General features: G+C 63.1%; 24 protein-coding genes. 12 read left to right on the forward strand and 12 right to left on the reverse strand.

Annotated features, from left to right (window positions below):
* Window position 1: 1 nt before the first annotated feature.
* The 4 genes from KIP88_RS11185 to galE all read left to right on the forward strand — a co-directional run bounded on the left by KIP88_RS11185 (window position 2) and on the right by galE (window position 4,510).
* A complete protein-coding gene (locus KIP88_RS11185; RefSeq protein WP_214487921.1) occupies window positions 2–229 on the forward strand; it encodes a hypothetical protein in 228 nt (75 codons plus the stop codon).
* A gap of 156 nt (window positions 230–385) precedes the next feature.
* Window positions 386–2,686 carry an exopolysaccharide transport family protein gene (locus KIP88_RS11190; protein WP_214487922.1) on the forward strand — a complete coding sequence of 767 codons (2,301 nt, stop codon included), beginning with the start codon at window positions 386–388 and terminating at the stop codon, window positions 2,684–2,686.
* Window positions 2,679–3,503, forward strand: a complete 825-nt coding sequence (locus KIP88_RS11195) for a WecB/TagA/CpsF family glycosyltransferase (RefSeq protein ID WP_214487923.1) — start codon at window positions 2,679–2,681, stop codon at window positions 3,501–3,503. The genes KIP88_RS11190 and KIP88_RS11195 overlap by 8 nt, the downstream gene beginning before the upstream one ends.
* Window positions 3,500–4,510 (forward strand): UDP-glucose 4-epimerase GalE, encoded by a 1,011-nt coding sequence (galE, locus tag KIP88_RS11200; protein WP_214487924.1) that lies wholly within the window; start codon window positions 3,500–3,502, stop codon window positions 4,508–4,510. The genes KIP88_RS11195 and galE overlap by 4 nt, the downstream gene beginning before the upstream one ends.
* 9 nt (window positions 4,511–4,519) lie before the next feature.
* Here galE and KIP88_RS11205 read toward each other — a convergent pair whose 3' ends face one another.
* The gene (locus KIP88_RS11205; protein ID WP_214487925.1) at window positions 4,520–5,122 is read right to left on the reverse strand and encodes a DUF1080 domain-containing protein; all 603 of its coding nucleotides are present in this window, start codon (window positions 5,120–5,122) and stop codon (window positions 4,520–4,522) included.
* A 227-nt stretch (window positions 5,123–5,349) separates the two neighbouring features.
* Here KIP88_RS11205 and KIP88_RS11210 point away from each other — a divergent pair, with 227 nt between their 5' ends.
* Window positions 5,350–5,817, forward strand: a complete 468-nt coding sequence (locus KIP88_RS11210; protein ID WP_249790672.1) for a cupin domain-containing protein — start codon at window positions 5,350–5,352, stop codon at window positions 5,815–5,817.
* Window positions 5,818–5,913: 96 nt separating this feature from the next.
* Window positions 5,914–6,153, forward strand: coding sequence for a DUF2171 domain-containing protein (locus KIP88_RS11215; protein ID WP_214487926.1), 240 nt, complete (start codon window positions 5,914–5,916; stop codon window positions 6,151–6,153).
* A 375-nt stretch (window positions 6,154–6,528) separates the two neighbouring features.
* Here KIP88_RS11215 and KIP88_RS11220 read toward each other — a convergent pair whose 3' ends face one another.
* Window positions 6,529–10,617: a GAF domain-containing protein gene (locus KIP88_RS11220; RefSeq protein WP_214487927.1), complete on the reverse strand. Its 4,089-nt coding sequence runs from the start codon at window positions 10,615–10,617 to the stop codon at window positions 6,529–6,531.
* A 388-nt stretch (window positions 10,618–11,005) separates the two neighbouring features.
* Between KIP88_RS11220 and KIP88_RS11225 the strand changes: the two genes are divergently transcribed.
* The 4 genes from KIP88_RS11225 (at window position 11,006) to iaaH (ending at window position 15,876) form a co-directional block, all read left to right on the forward strand.
* Complete coding sequence (locus KIP88_RS11225; RefSeq protein ID WP_214487928.1) at window positions 11,006–12,058, forward strand: Ldh family oxidoreductase; 1,053 nt, start codon at window positions 11,006–11,008, stop codon at window positions 12,056–12,058.
* Window positions 12,059–12,083: 25 nt separating this feature from the next.
* Window positions 12,084–13,451 carry an LLM class flavin-dependent oxidoreductase gene (locus tag KIP88_RS11230; RefSeq protein ID WP_214487929.1) on the forward strand — a complete coding sequence of 456 codons (1,368 nt, stop codon included), beginning with the start codon at window positions 12,084–12,086 and terminating at the stop codon, window positions 13,449–13,451.
* Between the two features lie 17 nt (window positions 13,452–13,468).
* Window positions 13,469–14,254, forward strand: a complete 786-nt coding sequence (locus tag KIP88_RS11235; protein ID WP_214487930.1) for a fumarylacetoacetate hydrolase family protein — start codon at window positions 13,469–13,471, stop codon at window positions 14,252–14,254.
* A 194-nt stretch (window positions 14,255–14,448) separates the two neighbouring features.
* Window positions 14,449–15,876: an indoleacetamide hydrolase gene (gene iaaH / locus KIP88_RS11240; RefSeq protein WP_214488032.1), complete on the forward strand. Its 1,428-nt coding sequence runs from the start codon at window positions 14,449–14,451 to the stop codon at window positions 15,874–15,876.
* Between the two features lie 76 nt (window positions 15,877–15,952).
* Here the strand turns inward: iaaH and KIP88_RS11245 are convergent, their stop codons facing one another.
* The 4 genes from KIP88_RS11245 to KIP88_RS11260 are packed head-to-tail and all read right to left on the reverse strand — an operon-like array spanning window position 15,953 to window position 20,259.
* Window positions 15,953–16,687 carry a LuxR C-terminal-related transcriptional regulator gene (locus KIP88_RS11245; protein WP_214487931.1) on the reverse strand — a complete coding sequence of 245 codons (735 nt, stop codon included), beginning with the start codon at window positions 16,685–16,687 and terminating at the stop codon, window positions 15,953–15,955.
* Between the two features lie 58 nt (window positions 16,688–16,745).
* Entirely contained in the window at window positions 16,746–17,726 is a 981-nt protein-coding gene (locus KIP88_RS11250) for a tripartite tricarboxylate transporter substrate binding protein (protein WP_214487932.1), read from the reverse strand.
* Between the two features lie 31 nt (window positions 17,727–17,757).
* On the reverse strand, window positions 17,758–18,960 hold the full coding sequence (locus tag KIP88_RS11255; RefSeq protein ID WP_249790675.1) for an acyltransferase: 1,203 nt from the start codon (window positions 18,958–18,960) through the stop codon (window positions 17,758–17,760).
* A 15-nt stretch (window positions 18,961–18,975) separates the two neighbouring features.
* Window positions 18,976–20,259 (reverse strand): serine hydrolase, encoded by a 1,284-nt coding sequence (locus KIP88_RS11260; protein ID WP_214487933.1) that lies wholly within the window; start codon window positions 20,257–20,259, stop codon window positions 18,976–18,978.
* A gap of 126 nt (window positions 20,260–20,385) precedes the next feature.
* Here KIP88_RS11260 and KIP88_RS11265 point away from each other — a divergent pair, with 126 nt between their 5' ends.
* Both KIP88_RS11265 and KIP88_RS11270 read left to right on the forward strand, forming a co-directional pair.
* Window positions 20,386–20,844, forward strand: a complete 459-nt coding sequence (locus tag KIP88_RS11265; protein WP_214487934.1) for a carboxymuconolactone decarboxylase family protein — start codon at window positions 20,386–20,388, stop codon at window positions 20,842–20,844.
* A 15-nt stretch (window positions 20,845–20,859) separates the two neighbouring features.
* Window positions 20,860–21,273 (forward strand): cupin domain-containing protein, encoded by a 414-nt coding sequence (locus KIP88_RS11270; RefSeq protein WP_214487935.1) that lies wholly within the window; start codon window positions 20,860–20,862, stop codon window positions 21,271–21,273.
* 151 nt (window positions 21,274–21,424) lie between these two features.
* Here the strand turns inward: KIP88_RS11270 and KIP88_RS11275 are convergent, their stop codons facing one another.
* The 6 genes from KIP88_RS11275 to KIP88_RS11300 form a co-directional block, all read right to left on the reverse strand.
* A complete protein-coding gene (locus KIP88_RS11275) occupies window positions 21,425–22,282 on the reverse strand; it encodes a D-amino-acid transaminase (RefSeq protein ID WP_214487936.1) in 858 nt (285 codons plus the stop codon).
* A gap of 203 nt (window positions 22,283–22,485) precedes the next feature.
* The gene (locus KIP88_RS11280) at window positions 22,486–23,217 is read right to left on the reverse strand and encodes an amino acid ABC transporter ATP-binding protein (protein WP_214487937.1); all 732 of its coding nucleotides are present in this window, start codon (window positions 23,215–23,217) and stop codon (window positions 22,486–22,488) included.
* Window positions 23,218–23,223: 6 nt separating this feature from the next.
* Window positions 23,224–23,916: an amino acid ABC transporter permease gene (locus tag KIP88_RS11285; RefSeq protein WP_214487938.1), complete on the reverse strand. Its 693-nt coding sequence runs from the start codon at window positions 23,914–23,916 to the stop codon at window positions 23,224–23,226.
* A gap of 2 nt (window positions 23,917–23,918) precedes the next feature.
* On the reverse strand, window positions 23,919–24,650 hold the full coding sequence (locus KIP88_RS11290; protein WP_214487939.1) for an amino acid ABC transporter permease: 732 nt from the start codon (window positions 24,648–24,650) through the stop codon (window positions 23,919–23,921).
* Between the two features lie 78 nt (window positions 24,651–24,728).
* Window positions 24,729–25,580: an amino acid ABC transporter substrate-binding protein gene (locus tag KIP88_RS11295; RefSeq protein WP_249790723.1), complete on the reverse strand. Its 852-nt coding sequence runs from the start codon at window positions 25,578–25,580 to the stop codon at window positions 24,729–24,731.
* A 191-nt stretch (window positions 25,581–25,771) separates the two neighbouring features.
* Window positions 25,772–26,695: a LysR family transcriptional regulator gene (locus KIP88_RS11300; protein ID WP_214487941.1), complete on the reverse strand. Its 924-nt coding sequence runs from the start codon at window positions 26,693–26,695 to the stop codon at window positions 25,772–25,774.
* Window positions 26,696–26,845: the final 150 nt, after the last annotated feature.

Here is a 26,845-nt window from a genome sequence, read left to right on the forward strand (position 1 = left end):
CATGAACGCGATGTTGTCAGAGGCAAGGGCAAAGGTCGGCCACCGGCTGGCGATCGACGAGGCGCAAACCAATAACGGATGGTTAATTTTCTGCGGCCACGACGTCACCGATCGACCGAGCCCCAATGGCTGTTCGCCCGCTTTGCTCGCGCATGCGCTCGCAGCGGCATCGCGGCGGAAAATTCCGGTTCTCACCATGGCGGAGGCGATGCAATGCGCCCGCGCTTAAACGCTTTGTTTGCCAATTCGGGGAATAGTCCTTTGGTGAGTATGGTTAATTTTCCCTGTTGCGTTTGTTCAGCGCTTTTTCTCGGCGCCCATGGCCCAACCCGAAGAATAGCCCCTCAGCCGATGCGTGCGGCGGTTCGAATGGAAGCTGGGGTTCATGCTTATCTATGACCAGCCGATAGACCGGGCAAAGCCCGAGGCCGGAACGGCGACAGCCGCGCCGGCGGGCTTCAGCGTGCTCGATCTGGCCCAGCTCCTGTGGCAACGGAAGGTCGCGATCGCCTCGGCGGCGCTGATCTGCGCCTGCGTCGCGGTTGCGATCGGCAAAGGCCTGACGCCGAAATACACCGCCTCCGCCCAGCTCTACGTCGATCCCCGCGAACTGCAGCTGGTCGATCGCGAACTGACGCCGCGCGCCCAGGATACTTCCGGCCTCGCGATGGTCGTGGAGAGCCAGGCACGCGTCATCACCTCGAACAATGTGCTGCTGCAGGCGATCCGCGACACCCATCTGGAAAAGGACCCGGAGTTCGGCGGCGGCGATTCCAAGGGCATTGTTGGATCGCTGCTCGGCCTGTTCGGGGTCGAGCTGCGCCCCACCGCCGAACAGCAGAAGCAGATCGAGATGGGCGCGCTGGAAGCGCTCAATCGCCACATCAACGTCAAGAAGACCGATCGTACCTTCATCGTCGATATCGACGTCTGGTCGTATGAGCCGGCCAAGGCGGCGATGCTCGCCAACGCGATCGCGAAAGCCTATCTCGCCGAATCCAAGCAGTCGCAGGCCGCCGCCGCCCGGCGCGCGACCACCGACCTTTCCGGCCGGTTGAAGGAATTGCAGGAACGGCTTCGCAACGCCGAGAATACGCTCGCGGTCTACAAGGCGCAGAACAATTTCGTCGGCACCCAGGACACGCTGATCAGCGACCAGCAGCTCTCCTCCAGCAACCAGCGGCTCGCCGCCGCCCGCGCGCTGACGCTCGATGCGCAGGCCAAACTTGACCAGATCCAGGCCAGCCGCAAGGCATCGTCCGATATAGGCGCCATTCCCGAGGCGCTGCAGTCGCAAACCATCGCCAATCTGCGCGCCCAATATGCCGAAGCGCGCAAGCGCCAGGCGGAGCTGCAGGCCGAACTGGGGCCGCGGCATCCGGCGCTGCGCCAGGTCGAACTGCAAGTGCAGGATTTGCGCCGCGCCATCAATGAAGAGGTCGAGCGCTTTGCGCTGGCCGCAAGGAATGATCTGATCCGCGCCCGCGACTATGAGGCTTCGCTGGGCAAGGCGCTGGAAACCCAGAAGCGCCAGAGCGTCCAGATGAGTCAGGCTTCGGTGCGCCTGCGCGAACTCGAACGCGAGGTGGAGGCAAGCCGCGACGTCTATCAGTCGTTCCTGAAGCGATCGCGCGAAACCGAGGAGCAGGAAACCCTGAACACCTCGAACGCGCGCATCATCGGCGAGGCCACCGTGCCGCAGCGGCGCACCTTCCCGCCGGCCATGAGCCTGCTCGCGATGATCGGCTTCGTTCTTGGCGGGCTCGCTGCCGCCGGCTGGTTCGTCGCGCTCAACCAGTTGACGCCGCGCACGAACCCCGCTCAGCCTCAGAACAGCGGGCCATCGGAGGCCTCGAAGGAACCGACTGCACCTGCGGCCGCGACGCAGCCGCCCGTCACCCAACCGCAGCTGCAACCCGCGGTCAACCTGATCGAAAAGCCTCCGATCGTCCGGCTACAGGAAACCGACGTGATACGCACGCTCGGCGGCATCCTTGCAACTGATAGCACCGCCGACGTCACGCGGCTCGGCTGGCCGACGCTGCGCGCGGGCTTTCCGCTGATGACCGTCCTCACTGCCTTGCGCGAGATGCGCGCGGCGCTGGCCAGACGCGCCGGCGAAGAAACCCCGCCCGTGATGGCCGTGATCGGCGCCAGCCCGGATCAGGACCGCAGCATCGCCGCGCTGAACATCGCGCTCGCCGCGGCGCGCGACGGCGCCAAGGTGCTGTTGATCGACGCCGACCGCAGGGAACGCGCGCTGTCGGACAAGGTGAGCCATTTGGCCAACAGCGAGCCCAGCCGTTTCGGCTGGCTCGGCATCGGCGTCAAGGCCGCCCGCGCGATTCCGACCGCCAACGGAATTTCGATCCTGCCGGCTATCAATGCCACCGACGCGAAAGCCGGCGACGCCATCCGCAAGGCGATTGCGCAGGCCCGTTCCGCCGGCGGCTATGACCTCGTGATTCTCGACGGGCCGGCCATGCCCTGGAGCCCGATCGAACGCAAGCTGCTCGACCTGACCGATGGGCTCGTTGCGATCCTCCCGGTGCACCTCGACATCAACGACAGCATGGAAGACATCATCGCTGCCCTCGGCGGGACCGAGCGCAAGCTGGTCGGTGTCGTCCTCAGCGAAGTCAACCCGACGGCCGCAAGCCCGCAGCGGGACAAGCAATATGCGTGAGCGTCGCGTAAATTCCGTCGGGAGAGCGGCCACCGCCGGCGTAGCCCGCATCACAGTCGGCGGGCTGCGGCTCGCCGTGCTGGATCTCGAGCAGACCGCGAACTTCATGATCGACATGGTGTTCCCGCAGCGCCGCGTCGATCGTCCGCTCTATCTGACCTCGGCCAATGGCGAGGTGCTGGCGCGCTGCTCGACCGAACCGATGACCGACCGGCTGTTTCGCGCCGCTGACCTGATCAATGCCGACGGCCAGCCGCTGGTGACGGTGTCGCGATTCAGATCAAAGACACCGCTGCCCGAACGCGTCGCGACGACTGACCTGTTTCACGTCGTTGCCCGCAAGGCGCAGGCAGCCGGCCTCACCTTCTACCTGCTGGGCGCGGACGAGGCGGAGAACGCCGCCGCGGTCGCCAGCGTTCGCGAGCAATATCCTGACCTCAAGATCGTCGGCCGTTGCCACGGCTTTCTGCGGGGCGAGGCGATGCGCGCAAAGGTCGCCGAGATCAACGCGCTGGCGCCGGACTATCTCTGGGTCGCGCTCGGTGTTCCCTATGAGCAGGCCTTCGTCGAGGAATTCACGCCCGACCTCTCCAATGTCGGCGTCATCAAGACGTCAGGCGGGCTGTTCAATTTCCTGTCGGGCAGCCGCGTCCGCGCGCCGCTGTGGATGCAGCAGGCGGGTCTCGAATGGGTCTGGCGAATCTGGCTGGAGCCGCGCCGCCTGTTCTGGCGCTATTTGACCACCAATCCGCGCGCGCTTTACCTGCTGCTGAACAGGGGCCGATCGACTGATATCGGCGGGAAACACAATCGATGAGCAGACGTCCAGCCATTCTCGTCACCGGCGGTGCCGGCTATATCGGCTCGCACTGCTGCAGGGCATTGGACGCTGCGGGTTACCAGCCCATCACCTACGACAACCTTTCGACCGGCCACCGCAGCTTCGCCGCGGGCCCGCTGGTGGTGGGCGACATCGCCGACAAGGCCACGCTGGCGCGGACCTTCGCCGAGCATGACATCGTGGCCGTCATGCACTTCGCCGCCTCCAGCCTGGTCGGCGAGTCCGTTGCCGATCCGCAGAAATACTACGTCAACAATCTCGCCGGCACGCTGTCGCTTCTGGAGACGATGCGTGAGGCCGGCTGCAACCGCCTGGTGTTTTCGTCGACCGGCGCGGTCTATGGCAACGCCGACAGCAAGGCGCTGCGTGAGGACTACGCCTGCGCGCCGATCAATCCCTATGGCGCCTCGAAATGGATGGTCGAGCGCGTGCTGGCGGATTATCGCGCGGCCTATGGCTTCGGCTCATTCGCGCTGCGCTACTTCAACGCCGCTGGCGCCGATCCCGGCGGCGGCATCGGCGAGCTGCGCGAGGTCGAGACACACCTTATCCCCCGCGCCATGATGGCGCTGCAGGGGCATGTGCCGGATTTTGCGGTGTTCGGCGACGATTACGACACGCCCGACGGCACGGCGATCCGCGACTACATCCATGTGACCGACCTGGCGGCGGCCCACGTGCTGGCGCTCAAGCTGCTGCTCGAGGGACATTCAGGCGGCGCCTTCAATCTCGGCACCGGCAACGGCTTTTCGGTGCGCGAAATCCTCGCGGCGATCGCGGCCGAGACCGGCCGCCAGGTCCCGCATGTCGTCAAGCCGCGGCGATCAGGCGATCCGACCTATCTGGTCGCCGATCCCTCCGCCGCACGCGCGACATTGAACTTCCGTCCCACCCATTCGGATCTGACCACGATCATCCGTACCGCCTGGGCGTGGCACAAGAACGCGCACCCGCTGAAGACGGGTGCGCCGGTTCGCGACTGAGATTGCAACCTACAGCGGCTTGATCTGCACCTTGCGCCACTTGATCACGCCAGCACCGTATTGCAGCGCGAACGGGCCGCTGGCGTGTTTTGAATCCTGGACATCGACGGTCTTCTGGCCGTTCAGAACGACGACGAGCTGCGAGCCCTTGGCCGTGATCTCGTAAGTGTTCCATTTGCCGCCCGCCTTCGGCATCGGGTCGACCTTCGCCACATCGACGATGGCGCCGGTGCCGTAGGTCGGATCGGGCCGCTTGTCGAAGATATTGACCTCGTAGCAGATCTTTGCGTCGATCTTCGCCGACTGGTCGCAGCGAATGAAAATCCCGCTGTTGGCGTCATCGTCGGCCCAGAACTCAACCTTCATCTCGAAATCCTTGTAGGACTCCTTGCTGACGAGATAGGAGGGATCCTTGCCCTCGGTGATCTTGTCTGCCACCAGCGTGCCGTCCTTCATCGCCCAATTGGCTTTACCGACCTCGGTCCAGTCGCCCATCTTGGTGCCGTCGACGAGCGTCACCCAGCCACCGCTTTGGCCGGACGCTACGCTGGAAAATTGAATGGCGGCGGCGCCGATCAACAGGCCGGCCGCAAGTATCGACAAACGCTTCATGAACGTAGCCCTCCCATGGCTGCTTTTAGTTGGGCCGCAACGTAGCACCGCGAGGCGCGGCGTAAATCCGTTTTTCATGCTGCAGCTGCGTTGTGCGACATTTCGTTTGCCGCTGCCGCCGATCACGCATGCACCCGCGGGCCTTGCTCCGCTGGAACGAGACCGGCTAGCATCGCGGCAACAGAGATGAGCGCATCTCAGCTCACGAGACTGCAAGGGAGGCGACCATGAAGGCGATACCCCTGTCCTGGCGATACCTCATGACGCCGCTGGTTTTCGCCGGCATGTTGAGCATCAGCTCCGCTGCGGAACTCAATCCGGCCGCCGTTATCTACAAATTGCCGGACCAGATTCCCTGGGGCCCAGTCAATGCAGCCGGCGCGCAAAGCGCTGTCGTGGTCGGCGACCCCACCAAACCCGGCTTCTACATGGTCTACAACAAATGGACCAAGGGCAATCACTTCAGCCGTCCGCACTTCCACCCCAACGATCGCTACATCGTCGTGCTGCAGGGCACGTGGTGGGTCGGCTCGGGACCGAAATTCGATCCCGCCAACACGACGCCGATGCCAGCCGGCAGCTTTGTCACCCATTTCGCCAAGCAGGTGCATTGGGACGGCGCCAAGGATGAAGACGCCGTTCTGCTGATCATGGGTGAAGGCCCGGCGACCTCAACGGCGGCGGAAGAGAAGTAACCGCTGGCGGAACGGGACCGGTTCGAGATCAACGACCGGGCAACCATTTCGGCGGCGGCGCGTTTTATGTCCTCAACCAAATCAGGGATATGAAACATGGCTTCTGCTTCACAGATCCGGGAACATATGGACGTCATCTCGTCGGACAAGAAGACGGTCGGAAAAGTCGACCATCTGGAAGGAACCGACAAGATCAAGCTGACCAAACAGAGTTCGCCTGATGGCCAGCATCATCACTTCATTCCGATGTCGTGGGTCGACCACGTCGATCAGCATGTCCATCTCAACAAATCAGGCGCGGATGTGACCTCGCACTGGCAGCATGGCCGCCAGTAGCCGGCTGACGCGCATTGCGCCGCGCGCGGATGCGGATATCATCAGGCTTCAGGAGATGGGATGCATCCGGCGGCGGCACTGCAATTTGAACGTATGATCGGCGAATACATCACGTGGCGTGCCGTTCCGGAAACGGAACGCTCGCCGGCGCCGGCTTGGTGGTGGGGACCCGCGATGGAGTCGCGCGCCTCCTCCCAGCCGCTCCCTGCCGAATGGTGCGCCGAGCTTGGATTGCCAGACCGGGCGACTTATGCTTCCGCCGCGGACATCTTCCTTGGGACCTTCGCAGGCCAGACGTCTGTGCCGTGGCCTTATGATTTTCCCCGCAGAACGGCTATCCCGGACCCGGCGGTTCGCGAACTGCATCCGCAGCCGTCAGACGACAGTGCTTTTCAACCCTGACCCGGCCTCCGGCTGCAACGGCGGCGAAGCGAGCTGCGGCTCGGCGCGAAGCAGATCAGCCATTTGCTTGGCGGGCAGCGGCTTGGAGAACAGAAAACCCTGCATTTCGTCGCAGGCGTGGTTGCGCAGGAAGGTCTCCTGCTCCACGGTCTCGACGCCCTCCGCAATGACGGTCATGCCGAGCGCCTTGCCCATGCTGATGATCGCCTGCGCAATGGCCTGGTCCTCGGAATCTATCGGCAGATCGCGAATGAAAGAGCGGTCAATCTTGATCGTATCGATCGGGAATTGCTTCATCAGCGACATCGACGAATAGCCGGTTCCGAAATCGTCGATCGCAAGGCGGATGCCGCGGCTCTGAATCGCATCCAGCACCTTGATCGCGCGCGACACGTTCCGCATCACCATGCTTTCGGTGACTTCGAGCTGCAGCAGCACCGGCGACATGCCGCTTGCCAGTAGCGCCTCGTCGACATCGTGCAACAGATGCGCATCGGCGAATTGCCGCGGCGACAGGTTGACCGCCATCGTCACCGGCCGCAGGCCGCGGCGCTGCCAGGCCATGTTCTGCACGCAGGCTTCCTTGAGTACCCAGCGGCCGATCGGAACGATCAGTCCGGTTTCCTCGGCCAGCGGAATGAATTGGCCCGGCGATACGCTGCCGAGTTCGGGATGATTCCAGCGCAGCAGCGCCTCGACGCCGGTGATCTGGCCGCTCCCCATGTCGATCTTCGGCTGATAGTGCAGCGAGAACTGGTCGCGCTCCAGCGCGCGGCGCAAGGCACTCTCCAGCGTCAGGCGCTCGATCGATTGCGTCTTGATCTCCTTGCTGAAGAAGCGGAAGCCGTTCTTGCCGTCCTCCTTGGCGAGGTACATCGCCATGTCGGCGTTCTTGGTCAGCGTCTGCATGTCGGTGCCGTCGGACGGGTACATCGCGATCCCGATCGAGGCGGTCGTGTGGCATTCGTGACCGCTGAGCTGCAGCGGCTGGCTCAGCACGGAGAGAAGCTCGCCGGCAATTTGCTCGACCTCGGGACGCTCGGCGGTCTCCTCCAGAATGACCACGAACTCGTCGCCGCCAAGCCGCGCCACGACATCGCTCGACCGCAGCGCGCGGCGCAGCCTGCCGCCGATCTCCACCAGCAGCATGTCGCCAGCGTCGTGTCCCAGCGAGTCGTTGATCACCTTGAACCTGTCGAGGTCGATGAACAGCAGGGCGAACTGCCGCTGGTAGCGCGCGGCAGCATCAATCGCGCGGCGCAGCATGCCGTTGAACATTTCCCGGTTCGGCAGGTTGGTCAGGCTGTCGTGCGACGCCAGATATTCGATCCGCTCATCGGCCTTGGTCTTTTCGTCGACACGATCGAAATTCTCCAGCGCGAACGACACGTTGTCGACGAGCCGCTGCAGCAATTCGGCGAACTCGGCCGTGAACGTATCCTTCTCGCGCGACATGAAAGACATCACACCGACGACATGCCCTTGCACCAACAAGGGAAATGAAGCGCCGGAGTTCGTGCCGTCAGTGCGTGCTGTACCGTGAAACGCCGCGGCGCGCGGATCGCTGAGGTAATCGTTGATGATGCAGGCCTGCTGCGAACGTATCGCCGAACCGCAAAGCCCGCGCCCCTCCGGGTGCGCCTCGCTGGTCGATATCACTGCCCCGCGGGCGCTGGAGGCGGTGGGACCGTCGGCGGCCACGACGTCGAGAAAATCGCTGTAGGGCGTTATCATCGCGATGGAGGTCAAGGTAAACTTGCCACCCTTCGCCGCCGCTTCGCACACCAGCGCGAACAGTTCCGCCCGCGACGACGCGCGGATGATTGCCTCGTTGGTTGCGCTCAGCGCCGCCAGCATGCGCGTCAGGCGCTCCTTCTGGATTTCGGTCCTCGCCTTGTCGTCGGCGCGGTCGAAATTCTCCAGCGCGAATGACACATTGTCGGCCAATCGTTGCAGCAGTTCCGAAAATTCGGGCGTGAAGGTGTCCTTGTCCAGGGACATGTAAATCATGACGCCGACGGGCTCGCCGCGAACCAGCAGGGGGAAGGCAGCGCCTGACTGAGCGCCGTAGGAGCCAACGATGGCCTGGAAAGCGGCGACGCGATGGTCGGTCACATAATCATTGGTGATGCAGGGCCGCCTGGTTCGGAACGCCGTTCCGCTGAGCCCACGGCCCTCGGGACGGGCTTCATCCACCGACAACCTGACGTGCCGCGTCGTCTCGGCAGCCGGCCCTGCGGCGGCGACGATCCTGAGAAGGTCGCTGCCGGAATCGGCCAATGCGATGGTGGTCGACGTAAACCTGCCACCACCCGCCGCGGCTTCGCATACCAGATCGAACAGCTCCCCGCGGGATTTGGCCCGCATGATGGCTTCGTTGGTCGCACTCAGCGAAGCGAACATCCGCGTCAGGCGCTCCTTCTGACCCTCGGTCCTCGCCTTCTCGTCGGCGCGATCGAAGGTGCCTATCGCGAACGACACGTTCTCGGTGAGCCGCTGCAGCAGTTCGGAGAATTCGGCCGTGAACGTGTCCTTCTCGGAGGAAATGAAGAACATCACGCCGACGGGCTCGCCCGAGACCAGCAGCGGAAAGGCCGCGCCCGACATGGCGCCGTCGCTGTGAATGAACTGATGGAACGCAGACCCTCGCGGATCCGCACGCAGGTCATTGGCAATGCAGGCCTGGCGCGAGCGGAATGCGTTGCCGCAGAGCCCGCGTCCTTCTGGATGATCCGCGTTGATCGAAACCTTCACCCGGCGCATGTTGCCGGCCGTCGACCCCGCCACGGCCACCATGTCGGTGTAGTCGCTGTCCGACCTGGCCAGCATGATGCTGGTCGAGTTGAACCGGCCGCCCTTTGCGGCAGCCTCGCATACCAGCTCGAACAGCTCCGTGCGCGACGTTGCACGAACGATCGCTTCGTTGGTCGCACTGAGCGCCGCCAGCATGCGCCCCAGCCGTTCCTTCTGTGCGTCGGCTCTCGCCTTTTCGCCGGCACGCTCGAAATTGTCCAGCGCGAACGAAACGTTCTCCGCGATCCGCGCCATCAGCGCGACGATCTCTTCGTCCTCCGCCCACAATTTTCCGACAAAGAACAGCAACACGCCGATGCTCTCGTCGGCCTTGATCAGGGGAACGGCGACGCAGGCGGTGACGCCGGTCTCCCGTGCGGCCTGGTGCCAGGGCTGCCCCTGCGACGAGTTGAGGATATCGTTGTTGACGGCAGGCTGCTGGGTTCGGAATGCCCTGCCGCAGACGCCCGTTCCATACGGGTTGCCGGCATCGATCGAGAACGGCGCCCGCATGATCTGTTCGACGATTGCGCCGGTGCCTGCGGCCGGCTTCAGCCAGATCGAGTCCGGCTCCGCGAGCAGGACCACTGTGGCCGCGGATTTGCCGCTGTGTACCGCAGCATCGCAAACGCGCTGATAGAGCTCCTGTTCGGTCTTGGCGCGCAGAATGGCTTCGTTGGTCGCGCTGATGGCGCCGAACATCCGGTTCAACCGCCGCATGGTGCGCTCGCCGTTCTTGCGCGCGGCCTCATGGTCGAAATTGTCGAGCGCAAAGGAAATGTTTGCCGACACGCGCTCCAGCATCGAGACGAGTTGCTCGTCGATCGAGTGCGCCTCGCGCCGCGAAACGAGCAACACGCCGACCCTCTCGCCGTTGCAGATCAGCGGCAGCGCTGCCGCCGCGCCCACCTGGTTGGCCTTGGCGCCCTCGCGCCAGGCCAGCGAGTGCTGGTCGTTCAGAAAATCGTTGCTGACGCATATTCGCCGGTCGCGGAAGGCCTGCCCGGAGACCCCGGAACCCTCGGGCGTACCGGCCACGGTCGAAATATCGATGCTGCGCAGGCGCGGAACGTCGTCGCCACAGCCGGCGGCGAAGCGCAGGAGATTGGTTTCCGGCTCCAGCAGGAAGATCGCCACGGCCAGGAAGTCCCCGACCGAGAACGCGGCTTCGCAGACCTTCGCGTACAGCTCTTCAGGTGATTTGGCGTACAGAATCGCTTCGTTGGTCGCATTCAACGCCGCGAACGTCCGCGCGATATCGGTCTTCACCGTCCCCAAGCTCCCTGCCGGCAGCGTCGGGCTGCCCCCTTGCGGATTTTATGCGTGCAGGGGGCCTAAATGCTCGTTATTGGCGACCCGGAGTTGCGATTCAGAGTAAATGTCGGACCAACGGACAGCGACATCGCTCAGGAGAACTACGGGCTCATTCACGATTCGTCAGCCATACCGCCGGCGCGCCGGGTCGGGATGCGGGCCTGCCGAGGGCATTTTCGAATTCTGCAGAATGAAATCCCGGGCACGCGGGGACCGTGCCTGCGGCATGGCTAACAGGATATTTCCACGCTTGCCCTGCCGCCGCCGCTTTGAGACCATGCCAGCTGCGGCAACAAGCAAGACCCGCTATTCGCGCGGGCATTAAAAGGTAGAGGAAATTCCCATGCCGATGGTCCAGGCCGATCGTCTCACACGCATCGGTGCGGCGCTGCTCCAAGCCGCTGGCGCGTCAGAGGAGGAAGCCCGTGCCGTCGCGGTCGGCTGCGTCAACGCCAATCTCGCCGGCCATGACTCGCACGGCGTGATCGCGATTCCGACCTATATCGACCGCATCAAGGCCGGCCATATCGTGCCCGGCGCCAAATGGACCATCGTGCAGGAATCGCCGACCACCACCGTGATCGACGGTCATTGGGGTTTCGGCTTCCACGTCAACGCCAAGGCGATGGCGCTGACGATCGAAAAGGCGAAGACCGCCAATGTGGCGGCCTGCACCGTGTTCCGCCAGAGCCATGTCGGGCGGCTCGCGGCCTATCCGCTGATGGCGATGCGGGCGGGCATGATCGGCATTGCCACCGCCGATTCCGGCCGCTCCCCGAAACATGTCGCGCCGTTCGGCGGCCGCGAGGCAAGGCTCGGCACCAATCCGATCTCGATTGCAGTGCCATCAGATCTCGAGGCGCCGTTCTATCTGGATATGGCGACGTCGGCGGTGGCGGCCGGCAAGATCGCGCTGTCGGTCGCACGCGGCGAACAGATTCCACAGGGGTGGATTATCGACGCCGAGGGACGGCACACCACCGATCCGACCCAGTATCGCAAGGGCGGTGCGCTGCTGCCTCTCGGTGGCAGCGAGGGCTACAAGGGAAGCGGCCTCGCCGCGATGGTCGAGGTGCTGTGCGGCCTGCTCACGGGCTTGGGCTTTGGCGTTGAGCCGACCGGCCGTCATAACGACGGATGCTTCATGGCGGTGTTCAACGTCGCTGCGTTCCGCCCGTTGAAGGATTTCGAGAAGCAGGTCGGCGAGTTCGCGCGCTATCTGAAAGCGACGCCGCCGTCCGAAGGTTCGCCCGGCGTGTTCTATCCCGGAGAGATCGAACATATCCGCGAGCAGCAGCGCAGGCGCGACGGCATCGAGGTCGAGGATGCCACCTGGGATAAACTGAAGGCGCTGGCCGCAGACTACAAGCTCGCCGCCGAGCTCGATCTGAAATGAATTCCGCCAGCACAAGGAGAACCGCATGACACGGCAAATGGCGCTGGTGGGATTCCTGCAGGCGCAGAACTGCACCAATCTGCCGAGTTCATGGCGGCACCTGGAATCGCGCGACGATTCGATGTCGGCTGACTATTACCAGGAGATCGCCCGGATTCTCGAAGCCGGCAAATTCCACATGGCGTTCTTCGACGACCGCCTGGCGATGCCGGACCGCTACGGCAACGACCACGCCCACACCGTCGAGTACGGCATCCGCTGCGTGAAGATGGATCCGCTGATCGTGCTGACCACGATGGGCATGGTCACGACCAGGCTCGGACTGGGGTCGACCTGCTCGACCACCTATTACGAGCCGTTCGACGTCGCGCGCCGCTTCGCCACCCTCGACCTGATGTCGGGCGGACGCGCAGGCTGGAACGTCGTCACCTCGCTCAATGACGGCGAGGCCCACAACATGGGCAAGGACGCCCATCTCGAACATGACTACCGCTACGATCGCGCCGACGAGTTCATGGAAGTCGTGCTCGGCCATTGGGACACCTGGGAAGACGGCGCGCTGATCATGGACAAGACAAGCGGCCGCTTCGCCGATCCAGCCAAGGTGAAGCGGCTCGACCACAAGGGCGAGTTCTTCAAGTCGCGCGGGCCGTTCACGGTGCCGCGTTCGGCGCAGGGTCATCCCGTCATCATCCAGGCCGGCGCCTCCGGCCGCGGCCAGCGTTTTGCGGGGCGATGGGGCGAAGTGATTTTCACCGCCGCGCGCAACGTCGCCGCCGCCAAGGAAGGCTATGCGGCGGTCCGCAACGAAGCGGCGAAGGCCGGGCGCGATCCCGACCAGATGTACCTCTGCAACCTCACCACGCCCGTCTGCGGCGCGACCAAGGCAGAGGCCGAGGACAAGATGGCTGTCATCAACAAGCTGCCGCTGCAGATCGATGCGCTGTCGCTGCTCGCGGAGGCGCTGAACTACGATTTTGCCTCCAAGCCGCTCGACGAGCCACTCACCACTGAGGAGCTCAAGAGCATGCAGGGCATTTTGGGCATTCGCGACGGCGTACTCAAGAATTCAGGCAAGACCAATCCCAGCGCGCGCGACTTCGTCACCTTCTCCGGCCGCGGCCAGGTGCAGGATGCGATCGTCGGTGGCCCGGAGGAGATCGCGGACAAGTTAGAGGAGATGTTCGTCGAGCGCGGCTGCGACGGCTTTGTCATCGCGGCCACCATCGTGCCCGGCTCCTACGCCGATTTCGTCCAGCACATCGTGCCGGAATTGCAGCGCCGCGGCCTGTTTCACAAGGATTACGCCGGCAAGACGCTGCGCGAGAACCTCGGCCTGGCACGGCCTGCCGCCGGTGCCTGGAAAACCAGTCCGCGGGCCGCGGCTGAATAAGAACAAGAGGAAGAACCATGCGTTGGCTGAAATTCACCGCCGCCGGCAAGACATCCTGGGGCATTGTCGAGGGCGAGCACGTGATCGCCGTCAATGGCGACCCGTTCGGCGAATGGGAGCGCGGAACACAGTCGCATGTATTGAAAGACGTGAAGATCGAACTGCCGCTGATCCCGCGCACCTTCTATTGCGTCGGGCTGAACTATCTCAAACATCTCAAGGAAGCCGCCGACAAGGCCGGCACGGTCCCGAACGTGCCTGACCGACCCGAGATCGGCTATCGCGCGCAGAACGCGCTGATCGCCCATGACGAGGATGTGGTGATCCCCGCGAGTGCGACCGAGAAGATCCACTACGAGGGCGAACTGGTGGTCGTCATCGGCAAGAAGGCAAAACATCTCACCGAAGTCAACGCGATGGATTGCGTGTTCGGCTACACCATCGGCAACGACGTCAGCGAGCGCAGCTGGCAAAAGGCCGATCGCAGCCTGTGGCGCTCAAAGAACGCCGATACCTTCAAGCCGATGGGCCCGTGGATCGAAACAGATGTCGATCTCGACAAGATGGAAACCGTGATCAGGGTCAACGGCAAGGAGACCGGCCGCTTCCGCACCAATGACATGATCTTTGGCATCGTGCCGTTCCTCGTCGAACTCTCCAAATATTTCACGCTGTCGCCGGGCGACGTGATCTGGATGGGCACCGACGGCGCTTCGCCCGACCTGAAGGCCGGCGACGTCGTCGAGATCGACATCACGGGGATCGGGACATTGCGGAACAGGTTCGTGAGAGAGAAGGTTTGAGGCGCGCTCTTTCGTCATGGCCGGGCGTCCTCAGAAATGAGGACAAGCGCCGAAACCGGCAGCGGGTAAGGTTCGTCCGGACGGGTACCTGAATTCCACGGAGGATCATCATGGCTCGCAGCACCATCCTGCTCGGCTCAGCCCTTACGAGCCTTGTCCTCGCCGCGGCGTCTCCAGCGGTATCTCAACAGCCGATCGACCTGGATCAACTGACCGCAACGCAGGCCGCGGCCGATCTCTGCGCCGGCAAGATCACCAGCAAGGCATTGACATCGGCGGCGCTGGCGCGCGCCAAGGCAAAGTCCGAACTCAACGCTTTCATCACGCTGGATGAGGCCGGCGCGATGAAGGCTGCCGAAGCGTTCGACGCCGGCCGCAAGAAAGGCTCGTGCAAGCCGCTCGGCGGCGTGCCCGTCGTGATCAAGGACAATATCGAGGTGGCCGGGCTTCCCGCCAGCGCGGGAACGCCGGCGCTGAAGGGCTTTGTGCCGAAGAAGGATGCGCCGGTGGCGGCGAAACTGCGCGCGGCGGGCGCCATCATCATCGGCAAGACCAACATGCATGAGCTCGCCTTCGGCATCTCCGGCTACAACGCCGCGTTCAAGACAGGCGCGGAGTCCGGGGTACGCAACGCCTATGACGCCACGAAAATCGCCGGCGGTTCGTCATCGGGAACGGGCGCGGCGGTCGGCGCGCGGATCGTTACGGCGGGCCTCGGCACCGACACCGGCGGCTCGGTCAGGGTGCCCTGCGCGCTGAACGGCTGCGCGGCGCTGCGTCCGACCGTCGGGCGCTATCCGCAAGCGGGGATCGCGCCGATTTCTCACACCCGCGACACCGCCGGCCCGATGGCTTCCACGATGGCCGACGTGGCGATCCTCGATCGCGTCATCGCCGGCGGCAGCACGATCACGCCGGCCGAGCTGAAGCGGGTGCGCATCGGCGTCGACAAATCCATGCTGGCCAATCTGGATGGCGATACCGAAGCCGCATTCAAGGCCGCGCTGGAAAAGCTCAAGTCTAGCGGCGTGACGATCGTCGATATCGAGATGCCAAAACTGGCCGAACTCAACGGCCAGATCGGATTTCCGCTCGCGCTCTATGAGGCCTATGACGACATGGTCGCCTATCTCAAAAAGAGCGGCAGCGGCGTCAGCATCGAGAACCTCGCCAAGGAGGTCGCAAGCCCCGACGTGAAGGGCACCTATGACGGGCTGGTCATTCCGCGCAAGCTGCCGGGACCGAACAACACGGTCACCGACGCCAAGCCGGCCTACGACGCCGCCATCAAGACCGCCCGGCCCGCGCTGCAAGCGCTCTATCGCGATACGTTCGCCAAGAACAAGCTCGACGCCATCGCCTTCCCGACCGTGCCGAAGGTCGCGATTGCTTCAAATGCGGACTCGTCGAGCCTCGCCAACTTCTTGCTGTTCATCCAGAACACCGACCCCGGCAGCAATGCCGGCGTTCCCGGCATCCAGCTTCCGATTGCCCTGGGCGCATCGACCAAACTACCTGTTGGTCTCGAACTCGATGGCCCCGCGGGGAGCGATCGCAAGTTGCTCGCGGTCGGGATGGCGATGGAGAAGCTGTTCGGCCGGCTGCCGCCGCCGTCGCGCTAGGCTGGGGGGACGGCACCACGGGGGCCAGACTCAAAATCTCGAAAACAACCCCATGCAAAGTAGGATGGGCCCTGCCCTAGTGCCTTGCAAACAGGCTGGCGACGCCGCTGCGGCGGCGGACGCCGAGCTTGGTGAAAATCCGCTCGATATGGGTACGGACGGTCGATACCTCGACCTGCAGGCGGCGCGCGATCTCCTTGTCACTGAGATCGTCCGATATCATTCGCGCGATCTCGAACTCGCGCACCGAGAGCTTCAGGATCGGTGAGCCATCCGCCGCAATGGCCGCAGCCCCGCCAGCCGCGCGGACCAGCGCCCCGGTGAAGGCGGGCTCGATCAGCCGCAGCAATTCCAGCGTATGGCCATCGAAATTCTCCCGGCGCCGGCTACGCCAGATCCTGACGTCGCCGATGTTGCGGGCACCGACGAAACTATAGGCGTTGACGCCCCAATGCAGTCCGTCGCGCGCGAGGAAGTCGTTGAAGAACTCGGTCCGCATCAAATCGCGTTGCGGCATCACCTGCGTGACCAGCGTCGCTTCGCGGCGGGCCTGAAGCTTTGAGGTGATCGGATCGTGTTGCTGATAATATCGGTCGTAGGCCGCGATGTTGGCCGGGTCCATGTTCAGGTATACGGCCTTCTCGAAGCGGCCGGTTGTATCCTGCCAGACGAAGGAGGCGTAGTGATCGGCTTCCAGCAACTCCAGCAAATGGTGGCCGACCGCCTCGCGAACGTCGCGTTCGCTGAGGTCTTCGGACAGCAGCCCGAAGATGCGCGCCAGCACCCGGCTCTCGGAAGCGCTCACATACATGCGGGCCATCCTAGCGGGGAACCGCGAGCAGGGGAACCGGGCTCGCGTCCCCTGCCGCCTACTCGATCTTGATGCCGGCGTCCTGGATGACCTTGCGCCAGCGCTCCACCTCGCTGCGGTAGTAGCGGCCGAACTCTTCCGGCGGTGCCGCGATCAGGACAAGGCCCTCATTGACGCTGAGTTTTTTGAAGGCGTCGGCCTGCACGGCCTTGGCCGCCGACCTGTTGAGGCGGTCGATGATGTCAGGCGGCGTTCTCGCCGGCGCAAGCAGGCCGTACCAGGTCTCGGCCTCAAAGCCCGGTAGGCCGGTTTCGGCGACCGTCGGCAATTGCGGAAAGGCGGGCGAGCGCTCCGCCGTGGTCACCGCCAGCGCGCGCAACTGGCCGCCCTCGATCAGGGACGCCGCGCTTGCGACCGTCGTGAACATCACCTGGATTTGCCCGCCGATCAGGTCGGTGATCGCAGGCGCGGAGCCCTTGTACGGAACCGTGGTCATGTTGACCCTCGCCATATGCTTGAACATTTCGCCCGCGAGGTGCGCCGAGGTGCCTGTGCCGAACGTGCCGTAGGAGATCTTGTCGGGCTCGGCCTTCGCCGCCGCGATCAGATCGGCGACGGAACGAAACGACGATTTCGGATTGACGACGACGATGTTGGGAGAACGCGCGACCAGTGCGACGGGCGCAAAATCCTTGTTCGGGTCGAACGGCAGTTTGGCGTTCAGGCTGGGATTGACGGCATGGGCAAATGTGCCCATCAGCAGCGTATAGCCGTCGCCTTCGGCAGTCGCGACCGCCTGCCCGCCGATGATGGTGCCCGCGCCCGGCTTGTTTTCGATGATGATGCTGCCGCCGAGATCCTTTGCCATCTCCTGCGCCAATACGCGGGTAATGGCATCCGTGCCGCCGCCCGGCGCAAAGGGGACGATGATCTTGATGACGCGCTCGGGATATCCGGCGAAGGCAGGCATGCCGGAAAGCAACATGGCCGTTGCAAGCACGAACAGCGAGGCCAGACGTTTCCTATTATGCGCTTGCATGGTCCAATCCCATCAGATGCATGGATCCACTCTAGATCATCCGCGCCACAACTGGAATTTTTCGTAGCAGCCACGTGACCGCCCAGCTCAGCGCCAGCGTGCCGGCGAAAACGACGGCAAACTTGACAACGGCCGGGCAGGAATAATCGTAAACGGCGTATTGCAGCCAGATGATGAAGATGTAGTGCGTGAGAAAGATGCCATAGGCAGATGGCCGCATGGCATCGAGCAGTTTCATGTTCGATGAGGTAAAGGCCAGCGACACGGTCAGCACCGTGAACGTCATCGCGGCGCTGAACAGCGCAAAGGCGAGGCTGTAACCGGTTTGCCAGGATAGCGGCGGCGAATCGAAATCGGCGATCCAGTTGTGATGGGCATAGACCATCAGCAGGATCGCGCCGTAGAACAACGACGCAAAGCCAAGCCAGCGCGGCCAGCGCCTGGTCAATGCACCTTCCTCGCTCAAAATTCCGGCGCGAAGGCCGACCACGCCGATGCCGACACCGGTCAGGAAATTGCCGGCATAGAGCAAAATCCGGCTGGTCTGGATCGGCAGCGGAAAGCCGTCGGGCTCCAGCCAGCTCATATCGCCGACGATCAGCCGCATCGGCACGTAGACTGCCACCGAGAAAACCAGAAAGGCGACAAATGCCGTCCAAGGACGGTCGCGCAGCGAGAAGATGAGCAGGCCGAGTATTTTCAGCATCCGCGGCGCCAGCGCCAGCAGGATTGCCGCGACGATGTCGAACGCCAGCAGCACCCACAAAAACCATGCCGGGCCCGACGGCCAGGGACCAACCGTCAGCGTGCGCCACCAGAAATGAAAGAAGTTGAAATCGGTGGTGCCGGGCAGATGATAGCGCAGGAAGGTCGGATAATATGCAATTGGCATCAGCACGAAGATCGAAACCAGAAAGGGAACGCCGAGCCGCCACGCCCGGTTCTGCAGATAATTCGACGCGCCTCGGCGGGCCAGACTGTCGTGCACGAACAGGCCTGAGATCAGGAACATGCAGGCCATGAAGAAGCTGTCGTTGAACAGCACAACGAGGTCGAACCCCAGCCAGCGCATTCTGTCGCCTGTGCCGAAATGGGTGTAGTTGACGACGGAGTGATGGATCAGCACCAACAGCGTGATGAAGGTGCGAGCACGGTCCAGCGCGACGATGCGTCCCCTCGCCTTGACGGTCCGGTCGCTCCCGTCGGCCTTGCGCAGCATCTCGTTACTTCCCATCGAGCCTGCGTCCCGTCATTTCTCGAACGCATCGTAAACCAGTTTCTTGACGTTCACTTGCACGTGCTGGCGTCCGGACGGCGCGTTCTGCAGCACGACAAGGAACATGTCCTGCGCGCGGTCGACCACGAGGTAGGCGCCGGTCGCGCCATCCCATTTGATTTCACCGGGCGAGCCCGGCGGCGGCGGCACCGCATTGCCGGGATCGGTGCGGACGCCGAAGCCATAGCCGAACCCAAAGCCGTCGCCCGGGTAATAGAAGTAGTTGCGCGCGACGCCCGAGCCCGGGCCGATGTGATCCGTCGTCATCGGCGCGAACGTTTTGGGGCTGAGATAGGTCCTGTCGTCAAGCGCGCCGCCGTTCAGCAGCATCTGCCCGAAGCGCGCGAGATCGGCGACGGTGGTCACCAATCCGCCACCGCCGGATTCCCAACGCGTGACGTCGAGCGAATTACGTTCGGTATGGCGGTCCTTGCGCAACGGCGTGGCGTAGCGCGCCCGCTCGTCCGGGTCGGTCAGGAAAAATTTGGTCGTCGTCATCCCCAGAGGATCGAACAACTGGGTTTTTTCAAACTGATAGAGCGACTGACCGGAGACGACCTCGATGACGCGGCCGAGCACGTCGATGGAGTGCCCGTAGTCCCATAGTGTGCGCGGCTGCTCCGCGAGCGGCAGCCTGGCGATCCGCTCGGCAAATTCGGCATTGTCGAAATCGCCGAGATAAATGCCGTCATACGCCGCCTTCACCGGTCCTCGCGGCCCGTAGAAGCCGTAGGTGATCCCTGACGTATGCAGCAGAAGGTCCTCGATGGTGACGGGCCGGCGCAACGGCACGAGATCGAGCACAGCCTTGCCGGACTCATCCTTGCGCTCGACGCCGACCTTCATGCCGGCGAAAGAGGGAATGTACTGGGCTACGGGATCGTCGAGTTTGATCTTGCCGCGATCGATCAGCATCATCGCGGCAAAGCTGGTGACGGTCTTGGTGAGCGAATGCAGCGGAAAGATCGCATCCGGCCTCATGTCGATGCCGACATCGACATCGCGCTTGCCGAACCATTTGAAATAGACCGGCTTGCCGTGGCGCTGGATCAGGACGATGGCGCCCGGAATTTCCCCTTGTGCGACCTGGTCGTTGAGAAAATCGTCGATCCGCGACAGCTTTTCCACCGACAACGGCGCGTTCGGCGGCGGGCCGAATTGAGCCGCGGGCAGAGGGGCGCTCAGCAAGACGGATGCAAGTATCGCAACCAGCGGCGTCGCACAGCGGCCTGTCGATACCAACTTCCGCGATAACATCCGCCGCCTCCCCATTGCGTCGGATCACTTTATTGTATCTGGCAACATCGATCCAGATGGCTATCGTTCAGGTCGGAATACGCTGACATTCGCCTCAAATTGACAACGTCCAGAGAGGAGAATTGCATGAAGCCCCGGATGAACTACTACCAGGCCGCGCCTGACACCATCAAAGCGCTCGTCGCACTCGAAGCCCAGATCGTCGCCTCCGGTCTCGAAAAGTCCCTGATCGAACTGGTCAAGACGCGCGCCTCACAGATCAACGGCTGCGCATATTGCATCAACATGCATACCCAGGACGCCCGCAAGCTCGGCGAGACCGAGCAGCGGCTGTATCTGTTGAGCGCCTGGCACGAGTCGCCGCTCTACACCGACCGCGAACGCGCGGCTTTGGCCTGGACCGATGCGCTGACGCTGATTGCCGAAACCCATGCCCCTGACGATCTCTACGAAGACGTGCGCGCCCACTTCTCGGAAGCGGAGACCGTCAATCTGACCATGCTGATCGGGGCGATCAATGCCTGGAACAGGCTGGCGATTGCTTTTCGCGCGGTACACCCGGTCAAGGCCAAGGCTGCGGCTTAAAGCGAGGAGGCGGACATGACAATACCGATGGGTCGTGTGGCAGCGATGGCCGTGGTTGTGCTCGCGATTGTCGGCGCACCCGCAGCCCACGCCGAAGGCGACAAGGTAACGCCGGTTCGTTCGGAGAAACTTCCCAACGTGCCCGGCAAGAGCCTCACCGCAGTCGTGGTCAACTACGCGCCGGGCGGCAAGTCGGCCAGCCATCATCATGCCGGCAGCGTGTTCGTCTATGTCCTGTCCGGCAGCATCCGGTCAGAAAATTCGGTGACCGGCCCGGCGCGCGTCTACAAGGCGGGCGAAACCTTCTTCGAGCCGCCTGGCAGCGAGCATCTCGTCAGCGAGAATGCGAGCACGACGGAGCCCGCAAGCCTGCTGGCGGTTTTCGTTGCCGATGATGGCGCGCAACTGACGACGTTCGGGAAGAAGTGAGGGGTGGTGCGGTCGCTAACAACGGCCCGCCACATTCAACTCGTCATGCCCCGCGCAGGCGGGGCATCCAGTACGCGGCCTCTCGGCGCAAACACTGACGTCTCTGGAATACTGGGTCGCCCGGTCAAGCCGGGCGACGACATCCTGGGTGCTACACCGCCGTCGCCTTGGCGAACTCGACATAGATCTCGCGCAGCCGGTTGGTCATCGGGCCGGGCTTGCCGTCGGCGACCATCTTGCCGTCGATCGACACCACCGCCTGGACGAACACGCTGGCGCTGGTGACGAAGGCTTCCTTGGCGGCGAGCGCTTCCTCGACCGAAAACGCCCGCTCCTCGACGCGGAGCTGACGTTCTTCGGCGAGCGCAACCACGGCCTTGCGGGTGCAGCCGGGCAGGATCTCGCTGCCGTTCTGCCGCGTCACGATCACGTCGTCCTGGGTCAGGATGAAGCACGACGACGAGCCGCCCTCGGTCACTTTGCCGTCCTCGATCATCCAGGCCTCGCCGGCGCCGGCCGCCGCCGCAGCCTGCTTGGCCAGCACCTGCGCCAGCAGCGCGACGCTCTTGATGTCGCGCCGGGTCCAACGCAGGTCGGGCACCGTGATCACCTTGATGCCGGTCTTGGCCGACGGCGCATTGATGATGTCCTTCGTCGAAGTGAACATGACCAGCGTCGGCTTGACGCCCTTGGGAAACGCAAAGTCGCGGCCGGTATCGGCGCCGCGCGTTACTTCCAGATAGACCATGCCGTTGACGAGATTGTTGCGCTTGACCAGCTCCTGCTGGATCTCCTGGATGCGCGCCGTGGTTTCCGGCAAGGCCAGTTCGATCTCGCCGACCGAACGCTCCAGCCGCGCCAGATGCGAGGCATTGTCGATCAGCTTGCCGTCGAGTACGGCGGCAACCTCATAGATGCCATCGGCAAACAGGAACCCGCGGTCGAGGATCGAGACCTTCGCCTCTGAAAGTGGCACGAACGAACCATTGACGTAAGCGATCTGTTCCAAGCGGAGTCTCCTGTAGATAGTGCGAAAGCGGTTGTAGTGAACGTTATTGGTAATTCGTTAAGGGCGAGGAACGCTCGTGTCATTACCGGGCAGCGCTCCCTCAATCGTCATTGCGAGCGAAGCGAAGCAATCCATGGCGCCAAGGAAGAATGGATTGCTTCGTCGCTAACGCTCCTCGCAATGACGGGGCAAGCAGTCGTGCCTTAATGCGACAGAATCTTCGACAGGAATTTCTGCGCGCGTTCGCTGCGGGGGCTGCCGAAGAAATCGGTCTTCAGCGCATCCTCGACGATCTCGCCCTTGTCCATGAAGATCACGCGATTGGCGACCTTGCTGGCAAAGCCCATTTCGTGGGTGACGACCATCATGGTCATGCCTTCGTGGGCGAGATCGACCATGACGTCGAGCACCTCGCTGATCATTTCGGGATCGAGCGCCGAGGTCGGCTCGTCGAACAGCATCGCGATCGGGTCCATCGCCAACGCCCGCGCAATCGCCACGCGCTGCTGCTGGCCGCCGGACAGTTCGGCCGGGTATTTGTTCGCATGCACCGTCAACCCGACGCGCTCGAGCAGTTTCTCGCCCTTGGCCATGGCCTCGCCATGCGAGCGGCCCAGCACCTTCTCCTGCGCCAGGCACAGATTCTCGATGATCCGCAAATGCGGGAACAATTCGAAATGCTGGAACACCATGCCGACGCGGGCGCGCAGTTTCGGCAAATCGGTCTTGGGATCGTTGACCTTGATGCCGTCGAGGATGATCTGGCCTTCCTGGAACGGCTCCAACGCGTTGACGCATTTGATCAGCGTCGACTTTCCCGAGCCCGACGGGCCGCACACCACCACGACCTCGCCCTTGGCGACGCTGGTGGTGCAGTCCTTCAGCACCTGGAAGGTCGGCCCGTACCATTTATTGACGTGGCTGATTTCGATCATGGGTTCTCACCGGACAATAGCAATGCGTGCCTGCAGGCGCCGGACGCCATAGGACGCGACACAGGAAATCACAAAATAGACCAGCGCTGCGAACAGGTACATCTCGACCAGGCGCCCGTCGCGCTGCGCCACCTTGCTGGCGGCGCCGAGGAAGTCCGGGATCGACAGCACGTAGACCAGCGAAGTGTCCTGGAACAGCACGATGGTCTGCGTCAGCAGCACCGGCAGCATGTTGCGGAACGCCTGCGGCAGCACGATGTAGCGCATGGACTGGCTGTAGGTCAGGCCGAGCGCGCTTGCGGCCGCCGGCTGTCCCTTGGAAATGGACTGGATGCCGGCGCGCATGATTTCGGAGAAATACGCCGCCTCGAACATGATGAAGGTGACGAGCGAAGAGGTGAACGCGCCGACGCGAATGGGCCGCGACGCGCCCGTCAGCCACTGACCGATATAGGGCACCAGGAAATAGAACCAGAAGATCACCAGCACCAGCGGCAGCGAGCGCATGAAGTCGACATAGAGACCGGCGATGCGGCCCATCAGTCTATAGCTCGACAGCCGCATCAGTGCGATCATCGTGCCGAAGACCAGGCCGCCCAGCGCCGACAACCCGGTCAGCATCAGCGTAAAGCTCATGCCGTCGAGGAACAGATAGGGCAGCGAGCGGCGGATGACATCGAAATCGAGATTATCGAACATGGTCATTTCCCCGCGATGTAGCCGGGGATCGCCAGGCTGCGTTCGAGGAAGCGCATGCCGGTGACCACGATGATGTTGATCGCGAGATACATCACGGTTGCGGCGGTGAAGGCCTCGAACACCTGAAACGAGAATTCCTGCATCGCCCGCGCCTGGCCGGTCAGTTCGATCAGGCCGATGGTGATCGCGACGGAGGTATTCTTGATGGTGTTGAGGAATTCGGACGTGAGCGGCGGCAGGATGATGCGGAACGCGATCGGCAGGAGCACGTAGCGATAGCCTTGCCCAGTCGTCAGCCCTAGCGCCGTTGCCGCCTGCTTCTGCCCGCGGGGCAGCGAGGCGATACCTGCGGCGAGTTGCACGGCGACGCGGGCCGACATGAACAGGCCTACCCCGATCGCCGCCGTCCAGAACGGCGCGTTGGGGAGCTGTTTCATCCACAGCCCTGCGGCGCGCGGCAACAGCTCCGGCAGCACGAAGAACCAGAGGAACAGCTGCACCAATAGCGGCATGTTGCGGAAGAATTCGACGTAGCCAAAGCCGATCCAGGATGCCGTTTTCGACGGCAGGGAGCGCAAGATGCCGACGATCGTGCCAAAGATCAGCGCAATGACCCAGGCCAGCAGCGCCGTCTTGATGGTCAGCAGCAGTCCCGCCACCAGCATATCGAGATAGGTGCCGGCCCCGGTCGGGTTCTGCTCGAAAAAGATGTGCCAGTTCCAGTTATAGTTCACGGGTCCCCACCGTCCACCATTCGTCCCACAGGAGTACGCTCATGCAATGGCCGGGCCATTGCATGAGCGCGGGAACGTTTACTTATACGAATCCGGATCCGGCGAGTCGGACGGCTTCGCAAACTCGTTCTTCAGCTCAGAGCTGATCGGAACGTTGAGATTGAGGTTCTTGGGCGGGATCTTCTGCGTGAACCACTTGTCGTAGATCTTCTGGCCCTCACCGCCCGTGTAGAGCGCCGCGGTCGCGGCATCGACCACCTTCTTGAAGGCGGGATCGTCCTTGCGCAGCATGATGCCGTAGGGCTCGGGCTTGGAGAACGCATCCTTCGAGAGCACATAGTCATCCGGCGCCTTAGAGCCGGCGACCAGGCTCGCCAGCAGGATGTCGTCCATCACGAAGGCCACCGCGCGGTCGGTCTCGACCATCAGGAACGCTTCCGCATGATCCTTGGCCGGGATGATGTTGATGTTGAGGCTGCGCGCCGCGTTGGCTTCGGTGAGCTGCTTGATGTTGGTTGTGCCGGCGGTGGAGACCACCGACTTGCCCTTGAGATCGTCGATCGAATTGATCTTGCCCGCCTTTTTGGTGACGTAGCGGCTCGCCGTCAGGAAGTGGGTGTTGGTGTAGGAAATCTGCTTCTGACGCTCGGCATTGTTGGTGGTCGAGCCGCATTCGAGATCGATCGTGCCGTTGGCGAGCAGCGGGATACGGGTCGACGACGTCACCGGATTGAGCTTGACCTCGAGCTTGTCGAGCTTGAGCTCCTTCTTCACGGCATCGACGATCTTGTAGCAGATGTCCATGGCGTAGCCGATCGGCTTCTGGTTGTCGTCAAGATAGGAGAACGGAATCGACGAGTCGCGGAAGCCGAGCGTGATGGCGCCGGTGTCCTTGATGTTCTTCAGCGTCCCGGTAAGTTCCTGCGCCATTGCCGGGGTGGTGCACAACGCACCCGCGAGCAGATAGCCGATAATTTGACGATGTTTCACGTAACTTCTCCCTTAAAAGGTTGCGGATGATTGCTCATCCACCCGAACTCGACAACTTGCCAGTAGCTGACAACTTGCCACGTAGCTTACGAAGTAACTTGCCAGGCAGTTTCGCCGGCGGGGTCTCCAACTTATCTTTTCCTGACCGCCCCGGTCTGCCCGGCACCATACCTGCACAATTCGGACCAAAACAGATTTAGCGCCCGTTGACCATCATGCATTCGGCCCCTGAATGCGACTAAAGACAAAGGCAACGCCCATTTGTCACCGCCGATCGGGGTCAGCCGCTTCCGGCCATAAGCCGCCACGGTGCCCTCGGTCAACCAGGCAATGCCCCGGCCGCCGAGCGCCATCCCGCAAAGCACATCGGACATATCGCTTTCAATGACCCGTACCCCGGAAATGGGGGCATTCTCCAGGATGAGATCGACCAGCCGGGCGAAATAGACGCCGGGCGAATACATCAGAAGCGGCACCGGATGCGACGCCCGTCCAGGCAGCGACGCGCCTCCCTTCGCCACCAGCGCTTCGCTGGCATAGGGCCGCAGGAATTCTGTGCCGAGCGTCACACGTTCGTAGAGATCCGGATCGAGATGGATCGGCTGCTGCGCGTGATGGTAGCAGATCATCAGGTCCACATTGTCTGACACCAGCGAGGTGACGAGATCGTGGATGTTGCCCACGACCACCGAACAGCTCAACCGCCGCTCCTGTGACCAGGCCTGCCACCATTGCGGCAGCCGTGCGGTGGCCATCGCGAACGGCAAGGCGATGCGGATATGTTCGTTCCGGCTAACCGGCTTGCCGCCGAGCTCGCCGCGGCTGTCGAGCATCTGCCGCAGCAATTCGCCGGCATGTTCACGAAAACGCTCGCCTTGCGGCGTGAGCTGCGTCGGGTAGACGCTGCGGTCGATCAGGTCGAAACCAAGCCAGGCCTCGAGCGATTTGATCCGTCGGCTGAACGCCGCCTGAGACGTATTTCGTTTCTCGGCGGCGCGGGTAAAATTGCCGGTCTCGGCCACCATCAGAAAATCCTGAAGCCAGCGAAGCTCCATCACGCTCCCCGCTTTGATGCAGGCCGTGGCCGCCGCGCGGCCGCAAAGCCCGCCCCGGGGCCGCACAAGGCCGCGAACGCCAGCCGGCGTTGGTTCTCGATACGGAACGTGAAGCCCCATGCCGGGAAACCTAGCGGATCGGCCGGCAGG

It is taken from the genome of Bradyrhizobium sp. SRL28 (genome assembly GCF_018596315.1).
Lineage (GTDB): Bacteria > Pseudomonadota > Alphaproteobacteria > Rhizobiales > Xanthobacteraceae > Bradyrhizobium.

Coding starts and splice junctions, on each gene's coding strand:
- KIP88_RS11195 (WP_214487923.1), top strand. CDS start 2,679: ATGCGTGAGCGTCGCGTAAATTCCGTCGGGAGAGCGGCCACCGCCGGC.
- galE (WP_214487924.1), top strand. CDS start 3,500: ATGAGCAGACGTCCAGCCATTCTCGTCACCGGCGGTGCCGGCTATATC.
- KIP88_RS11235 (WP_214487930.1), top strand. CDS start 13,469: ATGCGTTGGCTGAAATTCACCGCCGCCGGCAAGACATCCTGGGGCATT.
- KIP88_RS11255 (WP_249790675.1), bottom strand. CDS start 18,960: ATGGGAAGTAACGAGATGCTGCGCAAGGCCGACGGGAGCGACCGGACC.
- KIP88_RS11285 (WP_214487938.1), bottom strand. CDS start 23,916: ATGTTCGATAATCTCGATTTCGATGTCATCCGCCGCTCGCTGCCCTAT.
- KIP88_RS11250 (WP_214487932.1), bottom strand. CDS start 17,726: ATGCAAGCGCATAATAGGAAACGTCTGGCCTCGCTGTTCGTGCTTGCA.
- KIP88_RS11260 (WP_214487933.1), bottom strand. CDS start 20,259: ATGTTATCGCGGAAGTTGGTATCGACAGGCCGCTGTGCGACGCCGCTG.
- KIP88_RS11265 (WP_214487934.1), top strand. CDS start 20,386: ATGAAGCCCCGGATGAACTACTACCAGGCCGCGCCTGACACCATCAAA.
- KIP88_RS11230 (WP_214487929.1), top strand. CDS start 12,084: ATGACACGGCAAATGGCGCTGGTGGGATTCCTGCAGGCGCAGAACTGC.
- KIP88_RS11190 (WP_214487922.1), top strand. CDS start 386: ATGCTTATCTATGACCAGCCGATAGACCGGGCAAAGCCCGAGGCCGGA.
- KIP88_RS11270 (WP_214487935.1), top strand. CDS start 20,860: ATGACAATACCGATGGGTCGTGTGGCAGCGATGGCCGTGGTTGTGCTC.
- KIP88_RS11210 (WP_249790672.1), top strand. CDS start 5,350: ATGAAGGCGATACCCCTGTCCTGGCGATACCTCATGACGCCGCTGGTT.
- KIP88_RS11300 (WP_214487941.1), bottom strand. CDS start 26,695: ATGGAGCTTCGCTGGCTTCAGGATTTTCTGATGGTGGCCGAGACCGGC.
- KIP88_RS11280 (WP_214487937.1), bottom strand. CDS start 23,217: ATGATCGAAATCAGCCACGTCAATAAATGGTACGGGCCGACCTTCCAG.
- KIP88_RS11225 (WP_214487928.1), top strand. CDS start 11,006: ATGCCGATGGTCCAGGCCGATCGTCTCACACGCATCGGTGCGGCGCTG.
- KIP88_RS11205 (WP_214487925.1), bottom strand. CDS start 5,122: ATGAAGCGTTTGTCGATACTTGCGGCCGGCCTGTTGATCGGCGCCGCC.
- KIP88_RS11215 (WP_214487926.1), top strand. CDS start 5,914: ATGGCTTCTGCTTCACAGATCCGGGAACATATGGACGTCATCTCGTCG.
- KIP88_RS11295 (WP_249790723.1), bottom strand. CDS start 25,580: ATGGCGCAGGAACTTACCGGGACGCTGAAGAACATCAAGGACACCGGC.
- KIP88_RS11185 (WP_214487921.1), top strand. CDS start 2: ATGAACGCGATGTTGTCAGAGGCAAGGGCAAAGGTCGGCCACCGGCTG.
- KIP88_RS11245 (WP_214487931.1), bottom strand. CDS start 16,687: ATGTATGTGAGCGCTTCCGAGAGCCGGGTGCTGGCGCGCATCTTCGGG.